This is a genomic window from Mesorhizobium sp. B1-1-8, assembly GCF_006442795.2.
Taxonomy (GTDB): domain Bacteria; phylum Pseudomonadota; class Alphaproteobacteria; order Rhizobiales; family Rhizobiaceae; genus Mesorhizobium.
In genome coordinates, this window is sequence record NZ_CP083956.1 from 4,393,583 (window position 1) to 4,418,026 (window position 24,444).

At 65.3% G+C, this 24,444-nt stretch carries 27 protein-coding genes; 13 read left to right on the plus strand and 14 right to left on the minus strand.

What is annotated here, in order from left to right:
* Positions 1-120 precede the first annotated feature (120 nt).
* Entirely contained in the window at positions 121-1,332 is a 1,212-nt protein-coding gene (locus tag FJ974_RS21490) for an MFS transporter (RefSeq protein WP_140539070.1), read from the plus strand.
* A gap of 158 nt (positions 1,333-1,490) precedes the next feature.
* Here the strand turns inward: FJ974_RS21490 and FJ974_RS21495 are convergent, their stop codons facing one another.
* Entirely contained in the window at positions 1,491-3,689 is a 2,199-nt protein-coding gene (locus FJ974_RS21495; protein WP_226891329.1) for a cation:proton antiporter, read from the minus strand.
* Between FJ974_RS21495 and FJ974_RS30435 the strand changes: the two genes are divergently transcribed.
* Both FJ974_RS30435 and FJ974_RS21505 read left to right on the plus strand, forming a co-directional pair.
* Positions 3,673-4,185 carry a hypothetical protein gene (locus FJ974_RS30435; protein ID WP_413468318.1) on the plus strand — a complete coding sequence of 171 codons (513 nt, stop codon included), beginning with the start codon at positions 3,673-3,675 and terminating at the stop codon, positions 4,183-4,185. The two genes, FJ974_RS21495 and FJ974_RS30435, sit on opposite strands and share 17 nt — an antisense overlap.
* A gap of 218 nt (positions 4,186-4,403) precedes the next feature.
* On the plus strand, positions 4,404-5,066 hold the full coding sequence (locus FJ974_RS21505; protein ID WP_226891330.1) for a DUF2270 domain-containing protein: 663 nt from the start codon (positions 4,404-4,406) through the stop codon (positions 5,064-5,066).
* 28 nt (positions 5,067-5,094) lie between these two features.
* On the opposite strand, the gene FJ974_RS21510 is transcribed toward FJ974_RS21505, so the two are convergent.
* Complete coding sequence (locus FJ974_RS21510; RefSeq protein ID WP_140539073.1) at positions 5,095-5,697, minus strand: sulfotransferase family protein; 603 nt, start codon at positions 5,695-5,697, stop codon at positions 5,095-5,097.
* A 39-nt stretch (positions 5,698-5,736) separates the two neighbouring features.
* Positions 5,737-6,633, minus strand: a complete 897-nt coding sequence (locus FJ974_RS21515; protein ID WP_140539074.1) for a VOC family protein — start codon at positions 6,631-6,633, stop codon at positions 5,737-5,739.
* 127 nt (positions 6,634-6,760) lie between these two features.
* Between FJ974_RS21515 and FJ974_RS21520 the strand changes: the two genes are divergently transcribed.
* The gene (locus FJ974_RS21520) at positions 6,761-7,060 is read left to right on the plus strand and encodes a hypothetical protein (RefSeq protein ID WP_140539075.1); all 300 of its coding nucleotides are present in this window, start codon (positions 6,761-6,763) and stop codon (positions 7,058-7,060) included.
* A 25-nt stretch (positions 7,061-7,085) separates the two neighbouring features.
* Here FJ974_RS21520 and FJ974_RS21525 read toward each other — a convergent pair whose 3' ends face one another.
* Positions 7,086-7,916 carry an aldo/keto reductase gene (locus tag FJ974_RS21525; RefSeq protein ID WP_140539076.1) on the minus strand — a complete coding sequence of 277 codons (831 nt, stop codon included), beginning with the start codon at positions 7,914-7,916 and terminating at the stop codon, positions 7,086-7,088.
* A 145-nt stretch (positions 7,917-8,061) separates the two neighbouring features.
* On the opposite strand from FJ974_RS21525, the gene FJ974_RS21530 reads away from it, so the two are divergent.
* Entirely contained in the window at positions 8,062-8,781 is a 720-nt protein-coding gene (locus tag FJ974_RS21530) for a dihydrofolate reductase family protein (protein WP_140539077.1), read from the plus strand.
* Between the two features lie 36 nt (positions 8,782-8,817).
* Here FJ974_RS21530 and FJ974_RS21535 read toward each other — a convergent pair whose 3' ends face one another.
* Positions 8,818-9,432, minus strand: a complete 615-nt coding sequence (locus FJ974_RS21535; RefSeq protein WP_140539078.1) for a TetR/AcrR family transcriptional regulator — start codon at positions 9,430-9,432, stop codon at positions 8,818-8,820.
* Positions 9,433-9,843: 411 nt separating this feature from the next.
* Here FJ974_RS21535 and FJ974_RS21540 point away from each other — a divergent pair, with 411 nt between their 5' ends.
* The 4 genes from FJ974_RS21540 to FJ974_RS21555 all read left to right on the plus strand — a co-directional run bounded on the left by FJ974_RS21540 (position 9,844) and on the right by FJ974_RS21555 (position 14,049).
* Entirely contained in the window at positions 9,844-10,338 is a 495-nt protein-coding gene (locus FJ974_RS21540) for a (2Fe-2S)-binding protein (RefSeq protein ID WP_140539079.1), read from the plus strand.
* On the plus strand, positions 10,335-11,318 hold the full coding sequence (locus FJ974_RS21545; RefSeq protein WP_140539080.1) for an FAD binding domain-containing protein: 984 nt from the start codon (positions 10,335-10,337) through the stop codon (positions 11,316-11,318). Before FJ974_RS21540 ends, FJ974_RS21545 begins: the two co-directional genes overlap by 4 nt.
* Complete coding sequence (locus FJ974_RS21550; protein WP_140539081.1) at positions 11,315-13,612, plus strand: xanthine dehydrogenase family protein molybdopterin-binding subunit; 2,298 nt, start codon at positions 11,315-11,317, stop codon at positions 13,610-13,612. The genes FJ974_RS21545 and FJ974_RS21550 overlap by 4 nt, the downstream gene beginning before the upstream one ends.
* A 227-nt stretch (positions 13,613-13,839) precedes the next feature.
* A complete protein-coding gene (locus FJ974_RS21555) occupies positions 13,840-14,049 on the plus strand; it encodes a hypothetical protein (protein ID WP_140539100.1) in 210 nt (69 codons plus the stop codon).
* A 155-nt stretch (positions 14,050-14,204) separates the two neighbouring features.
* Here FJ974_RS21555 and FJ974_RS21560 read toward each other — a convergent pair whose 3' ends face one another.
* The 5 genes from FJ974_RS21560 to FJ974_RS21575 form a co-directional block, all read right to left on the minus strand.
* On the minus strand, positions 14,205-15,035 hold the full coding sequence (locus FJ974_RS21560; RefSeq protein ID WP_140539082.1) for an outer membrane beta-barrel protein: 831 nt from the start codon (positions 15,033-15,035) through the stop codon (positions 14,205-14,207).
* 234 nt (positions 15,036-15,269) lie between these two features.
* Complete coding sequence (locus FJ974_RS21565) at positions 15,270-15,959, minus strand: outer membrane protein (protein WP_140539083.1); 690 nt, start codon at positions 15,957-15,959, stop codon at positions 15,270-15,272.
* Positions 15,960-16,307: 348 nt separating this feature from the next.
* Complete coding sequence (locus FJ974_RS21570; protein WP_140539101.1) at positions 16,308-17,267, minus strand: AraC family transcriptional regulator; 960 nt, start codon at positions 17,265-17,267, stop codon at positions 16,308-16,310.
* A gap of 131 nt (positions 17,268-17,398) precedes the next feature.
* Positions 17,399-17,533, minus strand: a complete 135-nt coding sequence (locus tag FJ974_RS30205; RefSeq protein WP_264296778.1) for a hypothetical protein — start codon at positions 17,531-17,533, stop codon at positions 17,399-17,401.
* Between the two features lie 9 nt (positions 17,534-17,542).
* A complete protein-coding gene (locus FJ974_RS21575; RefSeq protein WP_140539084.1) occupies positions 17,543-18,553 on the minus strand; it encodes a zinc-dependent alcohol dehydrogenase family protein in 1,011 nt (336 codons plus the stop codon).
* Positions 18,554-18,650: 97 nt separating this feature from the next.
* On the opposite strand from FJ974_RS21575, the gene FJ974_RS21580 reads away from it, so the two are divergent.
* Positions 18,651-19,580 carry a LysR family transcriptional regulator gene (locus FJ974_RS21580; protein ID WP_140539085.1) on the plus strand — a complete coding sequence of 310 codons (930 nt, stop codon included), beginning with the start codon at positions 18,651-18,653 and terminating at the stop codon, positions 19,578-19,580.
* A 196-nt stretch (positions 19,581-19,776) separates the two neighbouring features.
* On the opposite strand, the gene FJ974_RS21585 is transcribed toward FJ974_RS21580, so the two are convergent.
* The 3 genes from FJ974_RS21585 to FJ974_RS21595 all read right to left on the minus strand — a co-directional run bounded on the left by FJ974_RS21585 (position 19,777) and on the right by FJ974_RS21595 (position 22,669).
* Entirely contained in the window at positions 19,777-20,091 is a 315-nt protein-coding gene (locus FJ974_RS21585; protein ID WP_140539086.1) for a hypothetical protein, read from the minus strand.
* A gap of 386 nt (positions 20,092-20,477) precedes the next feature.
* The gene (locus FJ974_RS21590) at positions 20,478-21,236 is read right to left on the minus strand and encodes a slipin family protein (RefSeq protein WP_140539087.1); all 759 of its coding nucleotides are present in this window, start codon (positions 21,234-21,236) and stop codon (positions 20,478-20,480) included.
* Positions 21,237-21,310: 74 nt separating this feature from the next.
* Positions 21,311-22,669, minus strand: coding sequence for an NfeD family protein (locus tag FJ974_RS21595; protein WP_140539088.1), 1,359 nt, complete (start codon positions 22,667-22,669; stop codon positions 21,311-21,313).
* On the opposite strand from FJ974_RS21595, the gene FJ974_RS21600 reads away from it, so the two are divergent.
* From FJ974_RS21600 to FJ974_RS21610, 3 genes are all read left to right on the plus strand, one after another.
* The gene (locus FJ974_RS21600) at positions 22,551-22,913 is read left to right on the plus strand and encodes a hypothetical protein (protein WP_181177340.1); all 363 of its coding nucleotides are present in this window, start codon (positions 22,551-22,553) and stop codon (positions 22,911-22,913) included. The genes FJ974_RS21595 and FJ974_RS21600 overlap by 119 nt on opposite strands.
* Before the next feature lie 26 nt (positions 22,914-22,939).
* Positions 22,940-23,149, plus strand: a complete 210-nt coding sequence (locus FJ974_RS21605; protein ID WP_140539089.1) for a cold-shock protein — start codon at positions 22,940-22,942, stop codon at positions 23,147-23,149.
* A gap of 158 nt (positions 23,150-23,307) precedes the next feature.
* On the plus strand, positions 23,308-23,493 hold the full coding sequence (locus FJ974_RS21610; RefSeq protein WP_140539090.1) for a hypothetical protein: 186 nt from the start codon (positions 23,308-23,310) through the stop codon (positions 23,491-23,493).
* A gap of 493 nt (positions 23,494-23,986) precedes the next feature.
* Here the strand turns inward: FJ974_RS21610 and FJ974_RS21615 are convergent, their stop codons facing one another.
* Entirely contained in the window at positions 23,987-24,196 is a 210-nt protein-coding gene (locus tag FJ974_RS21615) for a hypothetical protein (RefSeq protein ID WP_140539091.1), read from the minus strand.
* Positions 24,197-24,444 lie beyond the last annotated feature (248 nt).

The window sequence follows — 24,444 nt, forward strand, 5'->3', positions numbered from 1 at the left end:
ATCAGGCGCGCGCACCCCTCCAAAAAATCTGGATAAAAAATGCAACCGGATTGTAGGATCGGCGTCGCCGCGAGCGTCCTTCGGACGTCAAACAGGTGCCTTATGGCATGGGAGAAAACCATGAAGCTTTCCTATCGTTGGGTCATCGTCGCGGCCGGCGCGCTGATGACTTGTGTGGCGCTCGGCGCGATGTTTTCGCTGGCGATCTTTCTCGAGCCGATGTCGCTCGACACCAATTGGTCGCGCGCCGGCATTTCCAGCGCCATGACGCTGAATTTTTTGGTGATGGGCCTCGGCGGCTTTGCCTGGGGCGCCATCTATGACCGGGTCGGCGCCCGGCCCGTCGTCCTTGCCGGCGCGGTGCTTCTCGGCCTCGCGCTCGTGGTGGCAAGCCATGCCGGTTCGCTGCTGGTCTTCCAGCTGAGCTACGGCATCATCGTAGGACTTGCGGCCAGCGCCTTCTTCGCGCCGATGATCGCGCTCACCACCGCATGGTTCGACACCAACCGCAGCCTTGCGGTGTCGCTGGTCTCGGCCGGCATGGGCGTGGCGCCGATGACGATTTCGCCCTTCGCGCGCTGGCTGATCTCGGCCTATGACTGGCGCACCGCGATGTTCGACATCGGCATCATGGCCTGGGTGCTGCTTCTGCCCGCCGTCTTGCTGGTGCGCCAGCCGCCGGCAGCAAGCGCGGCCGCCGATGGCAGTCCGCCCGCGCCTGCTGCCGACGATCCCGGCTGGAGCGTCGGCCAGGCGCTGCGCTCGCCGCAATTTCTGGTGCTCGGCCTCACCTTCTTCGCCTGCTGCGCGGCGCATTCCGGGCCGATCTTCCATATGGTCAGCTATGCGATGGCCTGCGGCGTGGCGCCGATGGCCGCCGTGTCGATCTACAGCGTCGAGGGGCTTGCCGGCCTCGGCGGGCGCCTGCTTTACGGCGTCGCCGGCGACCGTTTCGGCGTCAAGCCGGTGCTGATCACCGGCCTTGCCATCCAGGCCGCGGTGATCGCCGCCTATCTCGCGGTGGGCCAGCTCGAGCAGTTCTATGTGCTCGCCATCATCTTCGGCGCCACCTACGGAGGCGTCATGCCGCTCTACGCGGTGCTGGCGCGCGAATATTTCGGACCCCGCATCATCGGCACGGTGTTCGGCGCCGCCACCATGCTGTCCAGCCTCGGCATGTCGTTCGGGCCGCTGGCCGGCGGCATGATCTACGACGCCTATGCCAGCTATTCCTGGCTGTTCATCGGCTCGGCGCTGGTCGGCCTGGGTGCCGCCGGCATCGCGATCGCCTTCCCGCCGCAACCGAGCCGGCAGCGGTTGCAGGTGGCTTGAGGCCGAAATCTCCCTCCTTGAGGGGGAGATGTCGCCGAAGGCGACAGAGGGGGTCGCTTCGCGTAGAGCGCGAACCTTTGATCTGCCGCAGGACGGCGAGCCCGATCGAACCGACCCCCTCTGGCCTGCCGGCCATCTCCCCCCTCGAGGGAGATCGCCTACCCCGTCCCTGTCCCTGACCGCAGCGCCTCCCTCTCCTCGTCATCGCGGCGCAGGCGTGCGTCGGAGATCAGCACCACCGGGCCTGGGCAGCGCTGCAGCACACTTGTCGTCGTCTCGCCGAAGATGAGCTCGTCGCCCGGCCGCCGCGCCACGCCCATGACGATCAACGCCACGCTCCTGCCGGCCTGGCGGGCGATGGCATCGGCGGCGGCGGCCCTTGAGCGGATGGCAGTCTCGATCTCGACGCCATAGCGGTCGGCAAGCGCGACGATGTCCTTCAGCAAAGCCTCCCTGCGGCGATGCGAGACGGTGTCGCGCGGCTCATCGCGGACGGCGCGCGCAACATAGAGCATCTTGACAGGCGCGCCGGTGACAGCGGCGATCGCCAGCGCCAGCTCGGCGCCACGGCGTGCGACCGACGTGCCGTTGACCGGCACCAGGATCCGGCCCGACTCGGGGCCGAGCCTCGGCATCTGGCGGCCCGCGCCTGCCGGCTTCAGCACCAGGCATAGCGGACCGTCGAAGGCGCCGGCGATCTCGTTCAAGCGGTGCGAGAAGCCGCCCTTCGAGGTCACCGAGCGGCCGAGCCCGATCAAGAGCATGCCGTAGCCCTTGCGGGCCTCTTTGGCGACCGCCTCCGCCGAGAGCGGCAAGTCCTGACGGCGGCGGGTGACGGGCGCCTCGCGGGCCGGTTCCTCGTCGATCCTTTTTGCCGCCTCGCGTCCCTCCTCAGCGCCCTTCTCGATCTCCTTCAGATGCGACGCGTCATCGGGCTCGGCCTCGCTCTCGCCATGGGTATGCAGCACCGTGGTCGGCTTGCCGGCGCCGATCACGCCGGCAAGGTAGGCGGCGAAGCGGCCGACGACGCCTTCGTCGACCACCACCAGAAGCCGCTCCAGATTGGCGACGAAGCCGCGCTGGTCGACCTCCTCGCGCTCCAGCCTGATCTTCTCGTTCTCGCCGATCGGCAGGCGGCCGAGCGCCCAGCGCAGCATCGGCGGCATGGCCAAAGTGGTGATGACGGCCATGGTGACGATCATGGTGAAGAGGTTGTGCGAGAGCACGCTCATCGACAGGCCGATCGAGGCGACGATGACCTCGGTCGAGCCGCGCGCATTCATGCCGCTGCCGACCGCGATCGCCTCGGCACGGCTCATGCCGGAAAGCTCGGCTCCGATGAAGGCGCCGCCGAATTTGCCGAGGCTGGCGATCGCCACCAGCGCCACGGTAAGCAGCGCCAGCTGCGGGTCGGCAAGCACAGTGAGGTCGGCCGAGAGACCGGCGACGCCGAAGAACACCGGCATGAACAGCGCGGTGATGACCCCACGCAGCTGCCCCTCGATATGGCGCGAGAGGATCGGCGACTCGCCGACCAGGATGCCGGCGACGAAGGCGCCGAGCACGGTGTGGACGCCGATCAGGTCGGTAATCAGCGCCATGGCGCCCATGATGGCGAGGATGACGGTGACGACGGCATATTCCGAGCGGAACGTATCGTTGGTCCAGCGGATGGCGTCGAAGACGATGCGGCGGCCGAGCGTGAAGGAGAACGCCATGAAGACGGCGACGCCGGCGAGCGTGAAGACCAGGCTGCTAAGTTCGATGCGGCCCTTAGTGGCGATGCCGATGGTGATGGCGATGATGACCCAGCCGATCGTGTCCTCGATGATGGCCGAGGAGACGATGATCTGGCCGAGGTCGCGGCGCATGAAATTCATCTCGCGCACCACCATGGCGACTATCTTGACCGAGGAGATCGACAGCGCCGTGCCGAGGAAGAGGCCGGCGACGATGCGCTCGCTGCCTTCGGCCAGCAGCGAGGCCGGCATGAACTGCGCCGCCACGAAGCCGAGCGCGAAAGGCACCGCCACGCCCGCTGCGGAGATGGAAAAGCAGGCGCGGCCGACGCGGCGCACCAGTCTGAGATCGGTCTCCATGCCGGTCAGCAGGAGCAGCATCAGCACGCCGAACTGGGCGATCGCGTTGATCATCGACTTTTGCGCGGCGTCACCTGCAAAGACCACGCGCTCGGCGTCCGGCCACAGCCAGCCGAGCAGCGAGGGGCCGAGCAGAATGCCGCCGATGAGCTGACCCATTACCGCCGGTTGGCCGAGGCGCTCGAGCAATTCGCCAATGCCGCGGCCGACCAGAAGCAGCAGGATGATTTCGAGAACGAAGATGCCTTCGCTCGACATGCCGGTTTTTTCTGCCGCCCAGGCCACAACCGGCATCAGCGACAACGCTGCCGCCGCAGTGGCGACCGACCAGCGCCGATTGAGCATGAAGGACAAGAGCTTGCACCCCCCGATTTTGCCTGGCGATAACGGTTTTGCGCCCGCATCGGTTGCACGGAAAACGAGGCTCCGGCCGCGCCCGTCGGCGCCAAGACAATTCGATTCAAATGCGGCCGTCGAAGTTTGCCTGCCGGTAAGTCGAGTCGCGCATCTTCGCGCCGTGGCGGGCAATAAGGAGAAGCTGATGAAAAGCGACTTTGCCGCCGCGCACCTGCATCTGGAGCGCGCCTGCCACTATCTCAGAGGTGATGACCAAACCAGCCGCACCACGCTTGCGGCGCTCGACCTTTTGATCGAGGCGGTGGCCGCCGCCCAATACGCCCGCCCTTTGGGCGAGGTGGTGGAATTTCCGGGATCCACCAGGCAGGGCTGGGTCCCGCTCGCCAACACCAAGTAACGGGCCAATACCAAGCAGCAATACCAAAGCCCGCCTGTTCCAAACAGCGGGCCAGCGCGAACGGCGGGAACGTTCCAGCCGGCCGCGCGTTGTGGTTTCCGGGCGATGGCCGGTCCTTTGGCCGGCCATTGCCCGTCGGGTGGCAGGGGATGTCGCAGGCTCAGACCATAAAGCCCGCCGAGGCGGCAGCGGCGCCACGCGCGTCGGATACGTTCGCGATGAAGCTCACTTCATCCGAATTCGCAGCGACGATGTCGCATTTCCATCGCGCCGAGATCGCCCGCATGGCCGGCTGGCGCGACAGGATCGACCGCACCAGCAACTGGGCGATCACGGTTGTGGCCGCGATGCTGTCGGTATCGCTGTCGACGCCCAGCGCCCATCACGGCGTGCTGCTCTTCGCCATGCTTTTGATCACGCTTCTGTTGTGGATCGAGGCGCGGCGTTACCGCTTCTTCGACGTCTACCGCGCCAGGGTGCGCCAGTTCGAGCGCTACTACTTCGCCCAGATATTCTCGCCACAGCCGGATTTCGCCTCCAACTGGCTGGCCATCCTCGGCGAGGGCCTGCGCGCCCCGCGGTTCCTGATCTCGCAACGCGCGGCGCTGATCAGGCGGCTGCGGCGCAACTACATCTTCATGTACACGATCCTGCTGCTGGCCTGGGTGCTGAAGATCACCACGCCAAGCCTGCAGCGCGACGGCTCGCCGATCGGCTTCAGCGCGTCGCTCGTCGACACTTTTAGGGTGGCGACGCTGGGCCCCCTGCCCGGCGTCGTGGTGGTGTGCGGTGTCGTGGTCTTCTATCTCGCTCTGCTCGCTGCCGCCTTCCTTCTGCGTTCCGACGACGGCGAGCTTGCCTTCGGTGACGTGCATGTGTGAGCAGCAGGCCTTGCCCTGAAGTTGGCCGCTATCGCTTTAAAAGCGCCGATTGGAATTCCCTGGCATTGTTGCGGTTTGGGTAAGGCTCGGCTGGCACTGGGACGCCGAGATGGGCGCAGAGCGGCTCCCAGCCGTCGCCGAGCTTGTGGATCAGAAGGCGCTTGGGCGGCACGGTCTTCAGCACCGCCTCGACATTGGCCTCGTAAACGGCAATCGCATGCGCACGGTCATGCGGGCGGCCGTCGAAGACCTGCTTTGAGACAAGGGCGATGCCCAACGACTCCTGATCCTGGCTGTCAATGATCGCCGGCAGGATGGTCTTTTGGAAACTCTCCCACCAGCTTTCGGGCGAGCGCCAGGTGAGGATGACGCGCGCCTGGGGGTAGGCTTCGATCAGTTCGCGCCAGTAGTGCACGGAGGGCCAGTCGACGCAGGATTTATAACCGGCAAAGAGCCGATCCCAATCCGGCGCGACACCCCTGGCGAGCGCCCGCCAGAGCCGCTTCTGCTCCTCATGCGCCATGACCTCCGACATGTGATGGCAAGGGCCGAAGCCGAGCTTCGTCAGCGCCTCGCGCATCGAGTCCGTGCCGGTCCGGCCGAAGCCAGTCCCTATCACCGCGAGAGTCATTTTTTCCCCACTTCTTCCTTGTGAGCTCGAAGCCGACGGTCAACCTCCCAGGACAGCGAGCCGCAAGCGATTGCCCTCCGGATCGGCGGCTTCAATCGCGCCACCGGCCTTTTTCGCCTGCACGTTGGCGGCGTCGAGCCTTTGTGCCACAGCGGCTAGCTCATCCTCCGAAGCGATCTCGACCGTGAAATGATGGAGGCCGGCAGCACCCGGCGGCGGCTCCTGCAATTCGTCGCGGGCCCAGATGTTGAATGCAATCATATGCGGGCGCTGGTCGGTGCCGCAGTCGAACATGCCGAAGGCTCTCGACTGGATGTGCGGGTTGAAGCCGAGGGTGCCCAGATAGAAGTCCATAAGCGCCTCGGGTGAGCGGGCGCGCATATGGATGTGGCCGATGAAGGTATCCGCCGGCAGGCGGGGCTCGACACGGCCGGAGTCGCCCAACCAGCGCGACAAGGCGACAAGATCCAGCGGTTCGAGCCCGGAATGTGCGCTGCCGTCCGTGGCGATCAGCGCGACGCGGCCTTCCGTTTGTTCCTGCCGCGCAAGGCGTTCGGGCGTATCAAAACAGATTTCGATGCCGTTGCCGGAAGGGTCCGACACATAAAGAGATTCCGAGACAAGGTGATCCTGGGCGCCGTATCTCAGGCCCGACGCCTCGAGGCGGGCGGCGGCGTGGGCAAGGTCGCGGCGGCTGGTGACATGGATCGCGACGTGAAAGAGGTCGCGCGCCTTCTGCGGCAAAGGGCCATTCGCTCCGCCGTGCAGCACGATCAGCGGCTTGCCGTCGACGCCGAGTTCGGCTGTGGAACCGTCCTCACCCAGCAAGGTAAGCCCGACGGCGTCACACCAGGTTGCCAAGGCCGCCGTGCTGTCGATCACCCGCAGATGAACCGGTCCAAGGCGTGTGGCGGTGGCCAGCAATCCTTTGCTCATTGTCGACGACCCAAGCGAAGCCGATAGACCTGTGAATGATGTGGCTGTCTCGCGTCAAGTTCGGGTTGACCGCCTTCGGATGGAAGGCGACTATCCGGGACAAGCCGCATGGCCAGGAGGAGATTTCATGGACGAGCCCGATCGCTGGCGCAACATGGCGAGCGCGCCGAGGGACGGCAGCCGTATTCTGGTCACGGTGCGCTCGTCCGAGCAGGGACCGGCCGAGGTCGACATGGCCTATTGGTCGCGCGCCGACCAGTTCGGCGAGGAAGGCTGGCGGGCCTCTGACTCTTCGCCCGGCCGTATCGTCGAATATGCCGATCCTGAGCTCAGATGCTGGATGCCGCTGCCGTCCGCCGGACGCGGGGCGATGCCCACCCCGTGGGAAGGCGACGACGTGCCGCTGGTCGATGGAGAAGGGATTTAGCGCCCCTTCTCCCCTCGTGGGAGCGTCAGAACAAAAACGCCGCCGTGGCCGGGTCCGGTCCCGTCCGCCCGTCGCGTGAATCCATGCCGCGGATGGTCTCCATATCCTGCGCATCCAGCTCGAAACCGAAGACGTCGAAATTTCCCGCGATGCGGTCCTGGTGGATCGATTTCGGGATGACGATCAGCCCTTGCCGCAGGTGCCAGCGGATGATCACCTGCGCCACCGACTTGCCGTGCTTTTTGGCGATGGCGTCCAGCGTCGGGTCACTAAGCAGCCGTCCGCTGCCCAGCGGGCTCCAGCTTTCGATGCGGATGTCATGCCTGGCGTGAAAGTCGCGCTTGTCGCGCTGCTGGAAGCGCGGATGCAGCTCAATCTGGTTGACGACCGGCGTCACGCCGGTCTCGCCGATGATGCGTTCCAGATGATCCTGGTTGAAATTCGACACGCCGACCGATTTGATCCGGCCGGCCTCTTTCAGCTCGACCAGCGTCTTCCACGCCTCGACATATTGGTTCTGGCTGGGCACTGGCCAATGGATGAGGAACAGGTCGATCCGATCGATACCGAGCTTTTCCATCGTGTCGTCGAAGGCGCGCAACGCGGCGTCGCGCTGATGGGCGCCATTGCGCAGTTTTGAGGTGATGAACAGTTCGCCGCGCGGCACGCCCGCCGCGCGGATCGCTTCGCCCACCCCTTCCTCGTTGCGATAGCCCTCGGCGGTGTCGATCAGCCGGTAGCCGGCCTCGATCCCCCAGCGCACGACCCTGGCGGTGATGCCGGGGTCGACCTGCCAGACGCCGAGGCCTATCTGGGGAATGGCGGAGCCGTCGTTCAATGCAATCTGTTCAGGCATGGTCAGTCCTTCTGCAACGGTGTTTTGCCCCGCCCTATCTAGGCTGCGCTTTCGGCAATGCCAGTTGATGACGGCGGGAATGTTTTGGTGGTGCAGGCGGGCGGGCGGCACTAATACTTCGAAGCTCTGTTGAAGGGAGTTCGGCATGCGTCCCAAAATCATATGCCACATGGTCAGCTCGATCGACGGGCGCCTGCTTCCCGGTCGCTGGACGCCGCCCGCCGCCGGCATCGCGCCCGGCTGGGAGCATCGCCATTATGAAGCGGTGGCGGCGCGGCTCGATGCCGATGGCTGGATGGTCGGCCGCAAGTCCATGCAGGATTTTGCCAAGGGGACCACGCGGGCCTCCGCAATCATTCCGGATAATCTGCGCGACACCTACGTTGCCGACCGCAAGGGCCGCGATGTTGCCGTCGGCATCGATCCGCATGGCCGACTGCACTACGGACGGGACAATGCAGGCGGCGACCACATCATCGCCGTCCTCGGCCAACAGGTTTCCGACGACTACCTGGCCGAGCTGCGCGCGGACGGCGTCTCCTACCTGTTTGCCGGCGCCGACGGGACCGACCTGCACCATGCCATGGAAGTGCTCGGCGAGGCCTTCGGTATCAGAACCATCCTGCTGGAAGGCGGCGGCATCACCAATGGCGCCTTTCTAAAAGCCGGGCTGATCGACGAGATCAGCCTGCTCGTCTATCCCGGCATCGACGGGCTGGCCGGCGTGCCGAGCATCTTCGAGTTTTTAGGCCCCGCCGATGACCGACCGGCGGCTGGAAAAGCGCTACGGCATTTCGCGACGGAGACGCTGGAGGGCGGCGTGGTGTGGCTGCACTATGCGGTGGAGGCGGCGCCCGCGGCGTGAGACAGAACATTTTGGCATGCCTGGCCAACGGACGGCTCACCCGGCCTTCTTCGCCCCGAAGCGCAAGCCATCCATCAAGAGCTTGACCAGCCGGCCGGAGCGGTCGCGCCAGTCGGGCGTGTTGGGGGCGGAGTAGATGCCGCCCAGCGCATGCAGCACGTCGGAGGCGTCGACGTCGGCGCGGATCGCGCCTGAGGCGGCTGCCTGTTCGACCAGCCCCCGCAGCGCATTCGAGACGCGGCCGGAGGTGTCGGAGAACAGCGTCGAGTTGGTGGTGAGCAGCAGCCGCAGGCTGGTGGCCAGCCCGCGCTTGGTTGCGATGTAATCGACGAAGCGCTGCATCCACAGTTCCAGCGCGACATCGGCCGGATGATCGCGGGCAAGTTCTTCCGCCGCGTGGCAGAGCCCCTCCACCTCGCGTCGATAGACCACCTCGACCAGATGCTCGCGGGTCGGGAAGTGCCGGTAGAGCGTGCCGATGCCGACCCCTGCCCTTTTTGCGATTTCTTCCAGCGAGGCGTCGACGCCGTCTTTCGTGAAAGCCGCCGCCGCAACCTCGACCAGCCGGTCGCGGTTGCGTTGCGCATCGGCGCGCAGCGGCTTTTGCGCTGGCGCGTCGCGCTTCTCGTCGGCGGTCGGTTCGAACGTCAATTTTTTCTCCACCCACGCAATATGGGGCTTGAACCCGACCGGGTCAGCCCCCACGTAAATAAACGGAGGCGCCTCCGTTTTAGTGGAGTAGTCTTATCATATAACCAGGGGAGCCGGTATGTCACGTGCTGAGAGCTTAAAGGCCAAAGCCTCCCCGTCCCGCTGGAGAATGGCGAGGCGCAATCTCCCCCCTTGAGGGGGAGATGTCGCCGCAGGCGACAGAGGGGGTCGCCGCGCGTGAAGCGCCAATCTCCATTCGTCGTAGTAGGCCGAGCCCCGTCAAACCGACCCCCTCTGGCCTGCCGGCCATCTCCCCCTCGAGGGGGAGATTACGCTCTTCGCCGCTTGCCCCTACCCTTCCAAGCGCCATTTCAATCCGCCTAGCGTCAAGCAATCGGAGCCAGACGCCTCATGACTGACCAGACCCGCCCGACCACCATCCCTCTCCATCTCACCATCAACAGCCGCGAGCATTCGCTCGAGGTCGAGCCGCGCGTGACGCTGCTCGATGCACTGCGCGAGCGGCTCGATCTCACCGGCACTAAGAAAGGCTGCGACCACGGCCAGTGCGGCGCCTGCACCGTCCATGTCGACGGCGAGCGGGTGCTTGCCTGCCTGACGTTGGCCGCCCAGGTTGAAGGCCGCGAAATCACCACCATCGAGGGGCTTGCCGCCGTGGACGGCACGCTCAACGCCGTGCAGGCCGCCTTCCTCGAGCAGGACGCCTTCCAGTGCGGCTATTGCACGCCGGGACAGATCATGTCGGCGGTCGCCTGCATCCGCGAGGGCCACGCCGGCTCCGACGAAGAAATCCGCGAATACATGGCCGGCAATCTCTGCCGCTGCGGCGCCTATCCGCACATCGTCGCCGCCGTCCGCCAGGCAGCACAGGAGCTTCGCTCATGAAAGATTTTTCCTATGTCCGCGCCGACAGCGTCGAGGCCGCGCGCAATGCATCGGCGCTCCCCGGCGCCGTGCTGCTTGCCGGCGGCACGACGCTGATCGACCTCGCCAAATGCGGCGTCGCCGAGCCTCAGACCGTCATCGACATCAGTCATATCGAGGGGCTCAGCGCTATCGACGTCGACGCCAACCGCGCGCTCATCGGCGCGCTGGCGAAGATGAGCCATGTCGCCGATCATGCAGAGATCAAGAGCCACTTCCCTGCCGTCTCGGAAGCATTGTGGCAGGCGGCTTCGGCGCAGTTGCGCAACATGGCCACAATCGGCGGCAATCTGATGCAGCGCACGCGCTGCCCCTACTTTCGTGATCCGCAGAATTTCCCCGCTTGCAACAAGCGCGCGTCGGGCAGCGGCTGCTCGGCGATCGGCGGAGTGACGCGCGGCCACGCAGTGCTCGGCACCAGCGAAGCCTGCATCGCCACCTATCCCGGCGACCTCGCGGTCGCCCTTGTCGCCTTCGAGGCCGAGATCGATGTCGGCGAGCGGCGACTGAAGGTGGAGGACTTCTTCCTGGCGCCCGGCGCCAGCGCCGAGCGCGAACATGACATCGGCCCCGGCGAGGTGATCACGGCCATCGAAATCCCCGGCTCGGCCGCGGCGCGGCGCTCGACCTATCTCAAGGTGCGCGATCGCCAGTCCTACGAGTTCGCCGCCGCAAGCGCCGCAGTCGGACTGGAACTGGAAAGCGACGGCCGCACCATCAGGGATATCCGCGTCGCGCTCGGCGGCGTGGCGACAAAACCGTGGCGGGCGCGCGCCGTCGAAGAGGCACTCAAGGGCAAGGTGCTGACCGAAGACACGGTGCGGCAGGCCAGCCTGCTCGCCATGGACGGCGCCGTCGACCATGGCGCCAACCACTACAAGATCGAGCTCGCGCCGCGCGTCGTCGCGCGCGCCATCCTCAAATTGGGAGAGACGGCATGACGGTTCATGACATGAAACACGCAGCTTCCGACAGCGCGCGCCTCGAAGCGGTCGGCGGGCGGCTGTCGCGCGTCGATGGTCCGGCCAAGATCACGGGTGCTGCAAAATATGCCTTCGAGCAGCAGCTCGACCGGCTCGCGCATGCGGTGATGGTCGAAAGCACCATTGCCGCCGGCAAGGTCGTTGCGATCGACGCGCGCGCGGCCGAAACCGCGCCGGGCGTGCTCATGGTGCTGACGCCGGACACCATCATGACGCTGAAAGGCGCATCGGACTGGCTGGGCAACCCGCCGTCGCAACAGACCTACTCGCCCCTCGCCCGCGAGGTCACCTATTCCGGCCAGCATATCGCCGCCGTGGTGGCCGAGACCTTCGAGCAGGCAGTCGCGGCGGCAGCACTTGTCAAGGTCAGCTATGATGAGACGCCGGCCATCGTCGACCTCAGCGACGCCAAGGCCGGCGACGGCATCCCGATCGATGCGATGACCAAGGAATGGGGCGACGCGGAAGCGGCGTTCGCCGCCGCACCGGTGCGCATCTGCGCGGCCTACAACACGCCGCGCGAATACCAGGCGGCGATGGAGCCGCACGGGCTGATCGCGCGCTGGCAGGGCGACGAGCTGACCATCTGGGAGCCCAGCCAGTGGCTGGACGGCATGGCGCGCACCTATGCCGAATGGTTCGGTGTGCCGTTCGAGAATGTGCGGCTGGTGTCGCCCTATATCGGCGGCGGCTTCGGCTCCAAGGCCCTGGCGCTCGCCCACAGCGCCGTGGCGGCGGCTGCGGCAAAGATGCTTGGGCGGCCGGTGAAGCTGGTGCTGACGAGGCCGCAGAATTTTACCTCCTATGGCGGCCGCGCCGCGACCCGCCAGACGGTGACGATCGGCGCCGATCGCGACGGCAGGATCCAGTCGATCGTGCATCGCGGCGTCAACGAGACCGCCGTCGACGGCATGTGGGTCGAGCCGCTCGGCTCGGTCACCTCGATCATGTATGCGACGCCGAACTTTTCCTCGAGGCAGAATGTCGTGCGGGTGAATACGGTGGTGCCGGGCGCCAAGCGCGCGCCCGGCGAAAACCCCAGCGCCTTCGGCATCGAAAGCGCCATCGACGAGCTTGCCTATGAGCTCGGCATGGACCCTCTGGAGGTGCGGCTGATCAATTATGCCGAGCAGGATCCGCATGCGAAGAAGCCGTGGTCGACCAGGCAGCTGCGCGAGGCCTTCGCCATCGGTGCCGAGACCTTCGGCTGGGCGAAGCGCTCGCCACAGCCGCGCTCGATGCGCGACGGCCACCAACTGATCGGCTGGGGCATGGCGGCCGGCACCTATCCGGTGCGGCGCGCCCATGGCGAGGCGGTGGTGAAGATCCTCGCCGATGGGTCGGTCGAGGTCGAAAGCTCCTCGATCGACATGGGCCAGGGCACCTACACGATCCTGGCGCAGACAGCAGCCGAGACGCTCGGCGTGCCGGTCGAGCAGGTCTGCGTGAAGCTCGGCGACTCGCATTTCGCCCGCGCCGGTGTGACCGGCGGCTCGCGGCTTGCCGGCGTCATGACCGGCGCGGTCTACAAGGCCGCAGGCCAGGCGCTGGACGAACTGATCGGGCTGGCGATCGCCGATCCGCGCTCGCCGTTCCATACGCTGCAGGCGAACACGCTGACGGTGAAGGACGGCCGCATCGCCTCGCCGCGCGGCGAGGGGCCGGAACTGTCGATCGCTGAGCTGATGAGCGCCGTCGGCCGCGAGCGGATCGAGGCCAAGGGCGACACCTTGCCGGCCAATTCTACGCCGGAGGAGCGCTACAAGAACTACACCACCATCGCCATGGCGATCCCGCACACCGAGGGCGACTATTCGCGCCATTCCTGGTGCGCGCATTTCGTCGAGGTCCGCGTCGACGAGGATTTCGGCACGGTGCGCGTGTCGCGCGTGGTCTCGGCGCTGGATTCGGGCCGGCTTTACAACCCGAAGCTGGCGGAAAGCCAGTGGAAAGGCGGCATCATCATGGGCATCGGCCAGGCGCTGCTTGAAGAAGGCATCGTCGACCGCCGGCACGGCCGCATCGTCAACAACAATCTCGCCGACTACATGCTGCCGACCAATGCCGACATTCCCGATATCCAGACGATCTCGGTCGGCGTCCCCGATCCGCATTCCTCGGCGCTCGGCGGCAAGGGCGTGGGCGAACTCGCCATCGTCGGCATCGCGCCGGCGATCGCCAATGCGGTGTTCCATGCGACGGGCAAGAGGATCAGGGATCTGCCGATCACGCTGGAGAAGCTGATCGGGTAATCTCCTCCCTTGAGGGGGAGATGGCCGCGAAGCGGTCAGAGGGGGGCGGTCCGACCGGGCTCGGCATTCTACGGCAGATGGAGGTTGGCGCTTCAAGCGCGGCGCCCCCCTCTGTCGCCTTCGGCGACATCTCCCCCTCGAGGGGGGAGATTACGCGCTCGGCCGCGGAACCCGCGTTCCATCGCCGGCGTTTGCAGCGGAGCACTCCACGAAAACGGAGATGGACAATGGCAAGCGCAGCCGACCGCGATCCGCGGCACCACACCCAGAAAATGCTGAAAGCCTTCCAGGAGCTGCAGGATCACCTCCGGGAAGATATAACCAAGGTCGACGAGCCCCGGTTCAAGGCAATGTTCGAAACGTCGGCGGAAGTGGTGGGCGGCCTGATGAAGGCGTTCCGCGATTATGAGCAGAAGAATGAAGCAGCCTGGCGATAGCCGGGCTCGGCCGTCGTGAAGAAGATTGACGAGGCAAGAGCCGATCCTTCCGGCAATCTGGTGGAACTGTTCCAGCCGGCCCGGTGAGGGTGCTTATCGCTGCAAGACTGCGGAACAGCGCCCCCCAATCCACGCGGCGGAGCGGACGGCCCCCGTCATTTCACGCTCAAATTCTTCACTTCGTTGGGCCGATAGGTGTCCATGGTCGCGCCGTTGCGATCCTCGTCCAGCAGCGACTTGCTGCCGAAGGAGGCGCGCAGGCCCACCAGGTATTTGTGGGTCTCGCCAATGTCGGTTGAACCGATCTTCATGTGCTCCAATTGATAGCGCGCGAACACTGACCACGGTGTGTCGTTGAACCGATACATGGCCTGGAGAGCCGCGCCGGATAGGTCCAGGTTCACCCCCTGGTCCGTTCTGCTGAAGCTGAATTCGGCGTCCAGGCGAAGGTTGTCCTGGACGAAGTAGCGTGCGACGGCGCGGACGTTCCAATGGTCGGAGTTGAGGGAATCCTCGTTTGAACGGCCAAAGGACGCCTGCCCGTAAAGGGTAAGATTGCCAAAGTAGATCTGGGCTTCCGGGCCGGCCGCCCAGGAACTCGTCTTCGCGTCGAAATCGCCAAAGTCCACCGACGTGTAGGTCGCGAACACGCCGGCGGCAAATCTGTCGGGGTCGCGATAGTATCCGTGGATCGCGCCGCCGACGCCACCCCAATGAGCGAAGTCGTCGTCCCAGATCCGGTCATAGGTCAGGTCGCCCTGGAGGTTCCAGCGCTGGGCGAACGGAATGTTGACGCGGGCGGCGCCCCCGGCGGACCGGACGGTGTCGTCGATAGCGGTGAAGCGGAGCCCGCCAAGGTAGATTTCGCCGTAGCCGGAGATATGCGGCCCCACCACTGTCTCTGCGGCCAGCGGCTGCGGTGCGTCGGCGGCGTAGGCGGACGTCGTGGCGACCAGCGACGCGGCGATGATTGAAAAGCGATGCATTAAGAGCCCCCGAATTCGAATATGCGTCCTGCGGTCCGGACAAGTGCCCGGGCCCGGTGTTGCATTGTCCGCCGTCCGGCGTCTTGGGCTGGACCGCACCGGAATTGTCCTGGAAAGCGCCGCCGCACTTGTCGCGCCAGTGTGGCCATTCGGCCACCAGCCGACAGGCCCGCTCGCCTTTCCGGCACCGGACAAACCCCCGGCGCGCGGCCGGGGTTTGTCCGGTCCGGCAGATCAGAACTTGTAGCTAAGGCCAGCCCGTACGTCGTGCGTCTTCAGATCGATGTTCGCAACGGTGCCAGGACCGAAAAGCGGCACCGAGATATCCTTTTTGCCGAAGTCGGAGTAGCGATATTCGACGCGAGCGATCCACCTGTCGGTGAAGGCGTGCTCGACGCCGGCTCCAACCGTCCAGCCAACATGGGTTTCGTCGTGGATCGGTATTGAGCCGCTGGTGGCGATCACAGTCATTTCGTACTTGGCCGCGGCCACGCCCGCGGTGACGTAAGGCAAGGTCCGATCGAAAGCGTAGCCGGCCCGCAGCCGCGCCGACCCCGACCACTGGAGTTCGGTCTTGAGCAACGCGCCGGCACCGGTGAAGGTCCCCTCCCCATCCACCTTGTTGTAGGCAATGTCCGCCTCGGCGCCGAGCACGAAGCGGTTCGCCATCTCCTGATCGAAGCCGATATGGACGCCGCCAATGAAACCGCTGGGATCGAGGGGAGCGTTAATGTCGGCACCCCCAGGGCCGGCGCCGCCGATGAAGAGATTGGACTTTCCGGCGACGTAGCCGAAGTGAGCGCCAGCATAGAGGCCGGACCAGGTGTAGTCGGCGGCCACGGGCAAGGTTTCACCGATGTCCGCGGCGCATGCCATGCCGACGGGCGCGAGAATGAAGGCTGTAGCGAGAAGAATCATTTTCATTGTTATTTGCCGCCCAAAAAGGTGTTGCGCCCCCCGCTGCGGAAATGCTTGGCGGAGGTCCGGTTGTTGCCGAGAACGCCGGTGTTACATTATTCGCCGCGCGCGTCTTGGGCTGAGCCGCACCGGAATTGTCCTGGAAAGCGTTGCCGCGCTTGCCATGCCAGTGTGGCACTTCGGCACCAGCCGACAGGCGCGCGCTCAACTTCCGGCCGGCTGCAGCGCTGGCGCCTCCCGGCTCACGCCGCGTAAAACAATTTTCAGGTGCAGCAAAAACCCGGCGCGCCGCTGTGCACGCAACCGAGATCAGCGCGGCAGCGCAAGCCGCATGTGGTCCTGCGGCCGGCGAGGCTATCGGGCGCCGCTCGGCGTCGAGCCGAAGCGGCGGCGGAAGCAGCGGTTGAAATAGGAGACGTCGGAGAAGCCGCTGAGCAGCGCGATCTCGCTGATGCGCATGCGGTCATTGCGGCGGTCGGAGAGCATGCGATGGGCCCTTTGCAGCCGCAATTCGAGAATGCGCTCGGCGAAACTCACCCCGGTTTCCTGCAGGAGATCGTGGACATAGCGCACGGAGAGCCGCAATTGCTGGGCGACCCGCTGGGCCGAGATGGCCGGATCGGCGAAATCGTCGCGCATCTTGTCGAGGATCGCCTGCAGCCTTGCCGCGCGCAGGCCGCGCATGCCGGCGAGCTCGGCGGGCTCGCCCTTGGCGCCTGTTGCCAGGCCGATCAGATCGACGATTGTTTCGGTGGCATGGGTGACAAGATCCGGCGACACCAGAGCCGGCCCAGCTTCCAGGAAGTTGCAATAGCGTCTGAGCATGCCGAGCGCCTCGTTGTCGGCCGCCACGGTCAGCGCCAGACGGTCCTCGACATGGGCGAAGGCACTCTGCAGGATCTCGCGCGGGACGACAATGTTGGCCCAGACATTGCTGTCGCCGCCGCTCATTTCCAGCGCCTCCGAGGCCGAGACCAGCGCGGCCTCGCCCTTGCCCACGCTGTAGTCGCGGCCGGCCTGGGCGCCGCTCAGCCTGGTGTCGCCATGGTTGATCAAGAGGAGATAGCCGTCGCGGCCGTCGTCGGCGATGTTGCGGGCCTTGCGGCTGGCATGCTGGATGGTTCCGGCCATCTGCCCCAGCACCACCGGTCCGACGGCCGTGGCTTCGATCGCGGCCGCGAACGGCCGATTGGCCGAGATGGCATATTCGACCGACCATATCTCGGCGACGTGGATGTCCTGCCAGAGCGCGAAGCGTGCGCCGTCGTCGAGATGTCCGGGCAGGTCGAGCGACGAGAAGACGTTCTTTTTCAAGGGCAACCGGGCCTTTCCGCGCGCGCGTCTTCACTTGGACGGGCACCGTATTGGACCAGTTCACATCTTGTCCAGAGCCTGAAAATATCTATGCATGCCAGGACAATTTGATTGCTGTTCTGGACAAGAATTCACCCGAATTTCACCGACCCGGCCGGGAAAATTTCAAAATACCTGGGAATGTCAGCGCGAATCGGCTGCGCCCTGCCGATCGCAGCGGAAAGCGTATCCAGGCTGGAGCCGGCGGCAAAGCCAATCTCCAGCACAAGCTCTTCCTACCAATCCAGCCCGAACACCAGCTTGCCAAAATGCAGGCCGCCCGCGGCCATGTGGGTGTAGGCCTCGGTCGCCTCGTTTTGTGAAAACACCTTGTCAACGACCGGCTTGATCCCGGCGGCGCCGATGGCGCGGGCGGCGTCGCGCAGGTCGGACACCGATCCGGTGTTGTTGCCCACCACCTTCAGCGCCTTGATGATGATCGGCAGCAGATCGATCGTGGCCTCGGCGCCGGTGACGAAGCCGATGGTGAATAATGTGCCGCCGGGCGCGGTGGCGTTGACGGCACGGGCGAAGGTTGCCGAGCCGCCGGTCTCGACGACGAGATCGGCACCGAGCCCGTCGGTCAATTCCAGCACCTTGCCGTCCCAGTCCGGCGTCGCGCGGTAGTTGATCAGGTGATCGGCGCCGAGCGCCTTTGCCCGTTCCAGTTTCTCGTCCGAAGAGGAAGTGATGATGACGGTGGCGCCGGCGGCCTTGGCCAGTTGCAGCGTGAGGATAGAGACACCGCCGGTGCCGAGCAGGACGACCGCCGAGCCCGGCCCGACATCGGCAGCGCGGATCGCGTTCCAGGCGGTGGTGCCGGCGATCGGCAGCGTCGCCGCCGCCTCGAAGGAAAGATGCGCCGGAACCGGCACGACCGAATTGGCCGGCAGCGCCACATATTCGGCGAGCGAGCCGGGCAGCGAGATGCCGCGCATCTGCGTCATCTCATAAGGCCTCGGCCGGCCGCCGATCCAGCGCGGCTTGGCGTGGGCGACGACGCGGTCGCCGACGCTGAACCGGGTCACACCCTCGCCCAGTGCTGCGATCTCGCCGGCGGCATCGGCGACCGGAATGAGCGGGAAGCTCGGTCCGGGATAGTTGCCGCTCGCCACCGCGATATCGACGAAGTTGAGGCTCGCGGCGCGCTGGCGGATCAGCACCTCGCCGCGCTGCGGCTCGGGCGTGGCGACGGTGGCGGCGCGGAAGGCGTCCAGCCTGGGTTGGCTCAGTTCGATGGCTTTCATGATTTCGCTCCGATGCGATGGCTGAGGGGTTGAGCGAAGATAGCTGCTGCGGTATCTCTGCATAATGCACGCATTTCACAGATGAGCTCTGCGTTTCATGCAGCAATCCCATGAACCGGCGGCACTTGCAGAAATGGCGGCCTTCGCTGCTATCGCCGAGGCGCGCTCGTTCACCAAGGCGGCGGCGCGCGTCGGGCGCGACGCCACCATTCTGTCGCGGCGCCTCCAATCGTTGGAGGAGCGGCTGGGCGTCAGGCTGCTCAACCGCACGACGCGCAGCGTATCGCTGACCGAGGCCGGCGCTGAATTCCTGCAGCGCGTACGCGCCATTCTGGCCTTAGTCGAGGAGGCCGTGGCGGCTGCGTCGGCGCATGCTGGCGGAGGCCCGCGCGGTCTGTTGCGGCTGGCGCTGCCCGGCACGTTCGGACGTATGTGGATCGGACCGATGCTGCCCGAATTCCTCGCCGAATTCCCGGATGTGCGCATCGAGGCCGAGTTCTCCAACCGCTTCGCCGATCTCGTCGCCGAGAATTTCGACGTCGCGGTAAGGCTCGGCGTGCTGGAGGATTCGCGCCTGGTGGCACGCAAAGTGGCGACACGGCGGCGGCTGCTTTGCGCCGCTCCCTCCTACCTCGCCCAAAGGGGCAGGCCGGAAACACCGCAGGCGCTTCTGGAGCATTCCTGCCTCGGCTTCTCCGGCTTCCAGACCTTTCCGGCCTGGGAGATGACCGACCGCGAGGGCCACCATGTCAGCATCGAGGTGTCGGGACCGTTGATCAGCGACGACGCCGAGGTGCTGGTCGAGGCCGCGGTGCAAGGCGTCGGCCTAATGATGAGCACAGACTGGCTGGTCGGACGCGAGCTCGCCGACGGGCGGCTGGTGCCGGTCCTGGAGGACTGGACGCTGGCCGACGAAGGGGCGGTCTATGTCGTCATGCCCTCGGCGAAGGGGCAGGCCGCCAAGACGCGCGCCTTCGTCGACTGGATCGGGAAGCGCTTTTCGCCCGAGCCTCCCTGGCGGCGGTGAGGGACCCCAGCCTGCTCGGCTGGCGCTGGGCATTCCTCATGCTGCCGCCTGGTCCGTTTGCCGGCATGGCCGCGATGCTTTCGCTTCGGCGATTGCCGGCGCGCTGAGCATGGCAGGCGGCAAGCGGTGAACATGGTGGGAGTCAAGCCTCAGCCCGGCTCACCGCTCAGTGCGCGGGAGCCGGGCTGGGAAGCCGTCAATAGTCGGTGTTGCTCTCGATGGTAACCGGACGGCGATGGTACCGGTGATGGCGTTCGATGGAGCCCGTGACCACGACAGTGTCCGAGCGGTGATGGCGATGCCAGGCGCGCCGGCCGTTGTCGTAGAATGCGACCGTGCCATGGCGGCGATGATGGAGGCGGTGGCCCTCGTCATTGATGACGACGGCGGTGCCGTTGTGATGATAGTGGTGCCTGTGATGCGTCCTGACGACGACATCGGCCTCGGCCGCGGAAGCGACGACGGGTGCCGCGACGCAGAGCGCCAAGACAGCGAAAAGCACTGTTTTCATTGAGGTATTCCTGGGTCCCGAAACGTCCCTTCGTTCCATAAACCGCTGCCTGGCTGTTTAGTTCCGGCCCGGCCCAGGCGCGCGCCATCTGCTTTCGCCGGCTGTCGAGATCGGGCGGGACGGTGCGTTAAGGACGAATAAGGCCGGTGTCGCAGTGGGTGGGGTATCGTTGGGGTAGCTGAGACACCGGCCGAAGGCGGAATGGGCACCGCCGCATGACGAAGATAGGCCTTGCGGGCAGCCGCGAAATTACGTGATCGCGGAATGGCCAAAGCGGGTGCGCTGCGCCCGCTTTTCCTTATGCCTCCGGACTGCCGTTCACGAACCGACCCCTCTGTCGCCCTCGGCGGCATCTCTCTCGAGGGGGAGATAAGGCGCAAGCCGCGCTATTTGCCTTGCTCCTTCAGGAATTGCCGCAGCAAATCCACCGGCAGCGGGAAGACCACCGTGGAGGAGCGCTCGCCGGCGATGTCGTGCAGGGCCTCGAAGTAGCGGAGCTGCATGGCTTGCGGCTCCTCGGCCAGCATGCGGCCGGCCTCGACGAGCTTCGCCGCGGCCTGCTGCTCGCCATCGGCATTGATCACCTTGGCGCGGCGCAGGCGCTCGGCCTCGGCCTGCCTGGCGATGGCGCGGACCATGCTCTCGTTCAAATCGACATGCTTGATCTCGACATTGGACACCTTGATGCCCCAGGCGTCGGTGCGCTGATCGAGGATCTCCTGGATGTCGCTGTTGAGCTTGTCGCGCTCGGCCAGCATCTCGTCGAGCTCGTGCTTGCCGAGCACCGAGCGCAGCGTGGTCTGCGCCAGCTGGTTGGTGGCGGCCATGAAGTCCTCGACCTGAATGATCGCCCGCTCGGCATCGACAATGCGGAAATAGAGCACGGCGTTGACCTTCACCGAGACGTTGTCGCGCGAAATCACATCCTGCGGCGGCACGTCCTGCACCACGACGCGCAGATCCACCCGCACCATCTGCTGGACGAAGGGCACGAGGATGATGAGGCCGGGACCCTTGACCCCGGTGAAGCGGCCGAGCGTGAAGACCACGCCGCGCTCATATTCCCTGAGGATGCGGATGGCCGCGGACAAGAACATGACCACGACCAGCGCGAGTATGAGATAGGCTATATAATCGACCATCATCGCCTTGCTCCGTTAGCAGAGCCTGTCGCCAAAAGTGCGCAGCGGTTTTGGGACAACATGCTCAAGACAAAGATTCACTTCCTGCGCCGCACGGTCAGCACGAGGTCCCTGACACCGGTCACCTCGGCGCTTTCGCCCTCAACGAGCGGCTCGTCTGCCCTCGCCCGCCAGCGCTCGCCCAGGGCAAGCACATGGCCCTCGCCGCCCTGCCAGTCGAGGATCTCGACCCGAAGTCCGCGCATCGCCTCGCCGCCGACGCGCGGCAGCCTCTTGCGCGCGGCCCAGAGATAGGTGCCGGTGAGCAGCGCCAGCCCAAGCGTCAGCGCCGCGGCCGGCGCGATGACGGCCCACGATACGGCAAAGCCCGGCCCCTCGGTCCTAAGCAGCATGGCGGCGCCGAACAGAAAGGCGGCCACGCCGCCCAGGCCAAGCACGACGGTGGGGTTGAAGGCCTCGATGACGAGGAAGGCGACGCCGAGCAGCATCAGGGCAAGGCCGGTATAGTTGATCGGCAGGAGATTGAGCGCATAGAGGCCGAGCACCAGGCAGATGGTGCCGATCACGCCGGGCGCCACCGCACCCGGGCTGGTGAACTCAAAGACGATGCCATAGACGCCGATCAGCATCAGGATGATTGCGGTGTTCGGATCGGTGATGACGGCAAGCAGCCGGATGAACCAGCCGGGCTCCAGCGTCTCGACCGGCAGCCCTTTCGTTGCCAGAACGCGCTTGGTGCCGGCCACCTCGACGGTGCGCCCGTCGGCGAGCAGCAAGAGCTCGGTCGTGTCGCGGGCGACAAAGTCGATGACATGCTCCTGCAATGCCGCATTGGCCGAGAGGCTCGCCGCCTCGCGCACCGCCTTCTCGCCCCAGTCGCCATTGCGCCCGCGCAGTTCGGCGAGCGAGCGGATCAGGGCGACGGCATCGTTGGTCACCTTTGCCATCATCGCATCACCGGCCGGCCGCCCGGTGGCGTCCTTCTGGTCCTTGCTGTCTTCGCCGCCCGGAAGCGATGGCAGGCCGCCGACCTCGACCGGCGTCGCCGCACCCAGATTGGTGCCCGGCGCCATCGCCGCGACATGGGTCGAATAGAGGATGTAGGTGCCGGCGCTGGCGGCATGGCCGCCGGCCGGCGCGACATAGCCGATGACGGGAACCGGCGAGGCCAGTATGTCGGCGATCATCTCGCGCATCGAGGTGACCAGCCCGCCAGGCGTGTTGAGCTGCAGGATGAGAACCTCGGCATTCCGCTCGGCGGCAGTGCTCAGCGCCTCCTTGAACTGGCGTGCACTCGCCGGACCGATGGCGCCGTCGATGGCGATGCTCAACGCCGCCTTTTGCCCGGTCACCGCGCCGGTGGTCGAGGAAAAAGGAAAAAGCATCGCGCCGGCCATGAAGGCCGCGGCTAGAATTGCCACCCGCGCGCGTTTCACACTCAAAGCTCCTCGATTCAATATGGGTTCGATTTTGGCGAAGTCCATGAAGGGGGCGAAGCGGACGCAGCGCCGCCTCCAATTCGAATTTAAAAACCGGCCAGCCTTGCCGCTGATAGAATTTCGCGCTATTTGTAAGATGTCGATCTTGTTGAACGAACGTTGTTTCCGCGCTTTTGCGCTGACGATCTTCCCTCTCAATTTCGAAAACAGCGACGTTTGGCGTGAAGCCAGGCGGCGGTAATTTGCGTCGATTTGAAAGGAAATCGTATGACTACTGGAACCGTGAAGTTCTTCAACACGACCAAAGGCTTTGGCTTTATCGAACAGGGCAACGGCCAGCCGGACGTGTTCGTCCACATCTCCGCCGTGGAGCGGGCCGGAATGCGTTCGCTGGTCGAAGGCCAGAAGGTGAGCTTTGACGTCGTGAAGGATCAGCGCAGCGGCAAGAGCGCGGCTGAAAACCTTCAGGCCGCATGACCGAACCGCGCCTTTGGTGTTTGACCACGGATGTACTGGCAAATAGCCGTGAGGCGCTGCAAAAGGTCGGGTTCGCCCGGCCTTTTTCATAGACCGGAACGGTTCGGCCCCTGAATCCACGAACCGCTCCAATTGTTGGGCTTACAAGGAAAACTGCGATGCCGGAATTGTTCAAGCCGAAGGGCGATGCCAAGAACGAGGCAACTACAAAGACGGCACGCGCCATAATCGACAGCGAAGCGGCGGCCAGGGATGCAAAGACGGCACGGCTGCGCGCCGCAAGGCTCGCCCGCGGCCCTGCGGAAGAGCCGCCGGCCAAGAAAAAGGCGCCTCGACGCAAGTAGCTCAGAGCTTACTGGTCTCTTCGCGCGGGAACCTCCGGCGAAGCGGGCGCCGCATAGCCGGCTGCCTCGGCGCTGCAAGGGCGCACAGCAATCCGCCTCCCGTCAGTCCGGACATGATCCCCGTCAGCCCTATGGATCTCGGCGCGCGAAAATGTATTTCTTTCTCATTTAGCTATTGCTAATAATACGGCTGGGTAACAAGGGTTATTGCGCTCCGCACCGGCCGGCGCTTTGATCCCTTTTTTGAACCTGGCCCGCGGTTCCGGCGCTAACAGACCCGTTTGGGACGGCCGGAGGCTGATGTTGAGCGACTTCAGAAAATTCGCTTGTCCGCGATGCCAGGGGGTGGGCAAGGTCTTCGAGTGCCAGACCCGAATCGCGTCCAACGGAACATGCTGTCCGGCCGGCGCCCGCCGCGATAATTGCGAGGGCCAGCGGCTCATCTGCGCGGGCTGCAACGGAACCGGTCTTCGCGGCTACGGCGCGCCAGCGATCAGCCAGGAATAGCCGCATCCGGCAAGGTGGCGCTCGGCGACAGAATATTGGCGTTGAAGGTGGCGACGCGAACCGTTTCCACCTCCTGCGCGCGGGCGCCGCCCATCAGCGCGGCAATGAGCGTCACCAGGAAGACAAGCAGCCCCAATGGAATTCGATGCAGCCAGGAACCGCGCCTGGAAAGAACCTGCAGCACCCGATCGCCCATAGCAGCCTCCCGCTCGCATCGCGCATTCTAGCATGCCAGCACGATAGCACCATGAAGCGGTTCACATTGCGAAGCGGCCCGCGAAATCAGGGTGCCCGCCCAACCTGGCGAACTGATTTGCTGCACTGCGCAAATACACCCAAAAAAAGTCAGGGGTAAACAGGGAACTTCAAAACCCTCATGTGACGAAAAACAAGCCCATTCAAGTGCATAGACGGCAACGCTGTTGTTGCCTCGCGCTGCGCTCA

Bases quoted from the DNA above. Each gene is read 5' to 3' on its own strand.
- FJ974_RS21490 (WP_140539070.1), top strand. From the start codon at position 121: ATGAAGCTTTCCTATCGTTGGGTCATCGTCGCGGCCGGCGCGCTGATG.
- FJ974_RS30435 (WP_413468318.1), top strand. From the start codon at position 3,673: ATGCCTTCGCTCGACATGCCGGTTTTTTCTGCCGCCCAGGCCACAACC.
- FJ974_RS21495 (WP_226891329.1), bottom strand. From the start codon at position 3,689: ATGTCGAGCGAAGGCATCTTCGTTCTCGAAATCATCCTGCTGCTTCTG.
- FJ974_RS21505 (WP_226891330.1), top strand. From the start codon at position 4,404: ATGAAGCTCACTTCATCCGAATTCGCAGCGACGATGTCGCATTTCCAT.
- FJ974_RS21510 (WP_140539073.1), bottom strand. From the start codon at position 5,697: ATGACTCTCGCGGTGATAGGGACTGGCTTCGGCCGGACCGGCACGGAC.
- FJ974_RS21515 (WP_140539074.1), bottom strand. From the start codon at position 6,633: ATGAGCAAAGGATTGCTGGCCACCGCCACACGCCTTGGACCGGTTCAT.
- FJ974_RS21520 (WP_140539075.1), top strand. From the start codon at position 6,761: ATGGACGAGCCCGATCGCTGGCGCAACATGGCGAGCGCGCCGAGGGAC.
- FJ974_RS21525 (WP_140539076.1), bottom strand. From the start codon at position 7,916: ATGCCTGAACAGATTGCATTGAACGACGGCTCCGCCATTCCCCAGATA.
- FJ974_RS21530 (WP_140539077.1), top strand. From the start codon at position 8,062: ATGCGTCCCAAAATCATATGCCACATGGTCAGCTCGATCGACGGGCGC.
- FJ974_RS21540 (WP_140539079.1), top strand. From the start codon at position 9,844: ATGACTGACCAGACCCGCCCGACCACCATCCCTCTCCATCTCACCATC.
- FJ974_RS21545 (WP_140539080.1), top strand. From the start codon at position 10,335: ATGAAAGATTTTTCCTATGTCCGCGCCGACAGCGTCGAGGCCGCGCGC.
- FJ974_RS21550 (WP_140539081.1), top strand. From the start codon at position 11,315: ATGACGGTTCATGACATGAAACACGCAGCTTCCGACAGCGCGCGCCTC.
- FJ974_RS21555 (WP_140539100.1), top strand. From the start codon at position 13,840: ATGGCAAGCGCAGCCGACCGCGATCCGCGGCACCACACCCAGAAAATG.
- FJ974_RS21560 (WP_140539082.1), bottom strand. From the start codon at position 15,035: ATGCATCGCTTTTCAATCATCGCCGCGTCGCTGGTCGCCACGACGTCC.
- FJ974_RS21565 (WP_140539083.1), bottom strand. From the start codon at position 15,959: ATGAAAATGATTCTTCTCGCTACAGCCTTCATTCTCGCGCCCGTCGGC.
- FJ974_RS21575 (WP_140539084.1), bottom strand. From the start codon at position 18,553: ATGAAAGCCATCGAACTGAGCCAACCCAGGCTGGACGCCTTCCGCGCC.
- FJ974_RS21580 (WP_140539085.1), top strand. From the start codon at position 18,651: ATGCAGCAATCCCATGAACCGGCGGCACTTGCAGAAATGGCGGCCTTC.
- FJ974_RS21585 (WP_140539086.1), bottom strand. From the start codon at position 20,091: ATGAAAACAGTGCTTTTCGCTGTCTTGGCGCTCTGCGTCGCGGCACCC.
- FJ974_RS21590 (WP_140539087.1), bottom strand. From the start codon at position 21,236: ATGATGGTCGATTATATAGCCTATCTCATACTCGCGCTGGTCGTGGTC.
- FJ974_RS21600 (WP_181177340.1), top strand. From the start codon at position 22,551: ATGGCGATGCTCAACGCCGCCTTTTGCCCGGTCACCGCGCCGGTGGTC.
- FJ974_RS21605 (WP_140539089.1), top strand. From the start codon at position 22,940: ATGACTACTGGAACCGTGAAGTTCTTCAACACGACCAAAGGCTTTGGC.
- FJ974_RS21610 (WP_140539090.1), top strand. From the start codon at position 23,308: ATGCCGGAATTGTTCAAGCCGAAGGGCGATGCCAAGAACGAGGCAACT.
- FJ974_RS21615 (WP_140539091.1), bottom strand. From the start codon at position 24,196: ATGGGCGATCGGGTGCTGCAGGTTCTTTCCAGGCGCGGTTCCTGGCTG.